This window comes from Streptomyces sp. NPDC008313, assembly GCF_042956125.1.
Classification (GTDB): Bacteria; Actinomycetota; Actinomycetes; order Streptomycetales; family Streptomycetaceae; genus Streptomyces.
In genome coordinates, this window is the sequence record NZ_JBIBFR010000057.1 from 1 (window position 1) to 1,568 (window position 1,568).

Annotated in this window: 1 protein-coding gene; it reads left to right on the forward strand. The window is 71.4% G+C overall.

The genetic code is table 11. From position 1 onward, the window contains the following. Positions 1-1,546 (forward strand): alkaline phosphatase D family protein (locus ACFY93_RS34505; protein ID WP_391365877.1); only part of this gene is annotated, 1,546 nt, incomplete at its 5' end. Positions 1,547-1,568: the final 22 nt, after the last annotated feature.

Sequence of the window (1,568 nt, forward strand, 5' to 3'; positions counted from 1 at the left end):
GGCGGCGGCGCTGGCGTTCACCACGAACCTGCCCGCCGCGGGCGTCGCGAGCGCCGCCGAACTGGACGCCTCGAAGATCACCGACGACCCGTTCACGCTGGGGGTGGCGTCGGGTGACCCGCAGCCCGGCTCCGTCCTGCTGTGGACGCGGCTCGCGCCCGTCCCGTACCAGGCCGACGGCGGTCTGCCGCCCCAGCGCGTGAGCGTGCGCTGGGAACTGGCCCACGACGAGCGCTTCCGGCACGGCGTCAGACGCGGCACCGTGACCGCGCACCCCGAGTTCCACCACACGGTGCACGTCGAGGCCGGCCCCCTCGCCCCCGGCCGGGTCTACTACTACCGGTTCAGGGCGGGCGGCTGGGTCAGCGGGACGGGCCGTACCCGTACCGCACCCGCGGCGCACGGCCGGACCGACGGGCTCACCCTCGCCGCGGTCTCCTGCCAGGCCTACCACGACGGCTACTTCACCGCCTACCGCCACCTCGCCGGCCAGGACGTCGACGCCGTCCTCCACCTCGGCGACTACCTCTACGAATACGCCGTCGACAGTGCCGGCGGCGCCCGCGACTACACCGACCGCGTCCTGCCCGGCCACTTCAACCACGAAACCGTCACCCTCGAGGACTACCGGCTGCGCTACGCCCTCTACAAGAGCGACCCCGACCTGCAGGCCGCCCACGCCGCCCACCCCTTCGTCGTCACCTGGGACGACCACGAGACCGAGAACAACTACGCCGACGACACCGACGAACACCACAGCCCGCCCGAGGAATTCCTCCTGCGCCGCGCCGCCGCCTACCGCGCCTACTGGGAGAACCAGCCCCTGCGCCGCGCCCAGCTCCCCCACGGACCCGACGCCCAGCTCTACCGCCGCCTCACCTGGGGCCGCCTCGCCCAGCTCGACATCCTCGACACCCGCCAGTACCGCTCCGACCAGGCCTACGGCGACGGCGCCCACACCCCCGGACCCGAAACCGACGACCCCGCCCGCACCATCACCGGCACCACCCAGGAACGCTGGCTCCTCGACGGCTGGCACACCTCACACGCCCTGTGGAACCTCCTGCCCCAGCAGGTCACCTTCTCCCAGCGCAAATTCGACCTCACCGAACCCGCCCGCGTCTCCATGGACGCCTGGGACGGCTACCGCGCCTCCCGCGACCGCGTCCTGACCGGAGCCAAAACCGCCGGCATCGACAACCTCATGGTCCTCACCGGCGACGTCCACGTCGGCTACGCCTTCGACATCAAGGACGACTTCGACGACCCCGCCTCCCGCACCCTCGGCACCGAGATCGTCGCCACCTCCATCACCAGCGGCAAGAACGGCACCGACAAACCCTCCAACTGGGCCACCTACCTCAAAGCCAACCCCCACCTCAAGTTCTACAACGGCCGCCGCGGCTACGTCACCGTCCACCTCGACCACCAGCACGCACGCGCCGACTTCCACACCCTCACCGCCGTCACCACCCCCGACGCACCCCTCACCACCGCCGCCTCCTTCATCACCGAAATCGGCGACCAGGGACTCAAGGAAGCCTGACCCCCACCGGCCGACCCGGCCC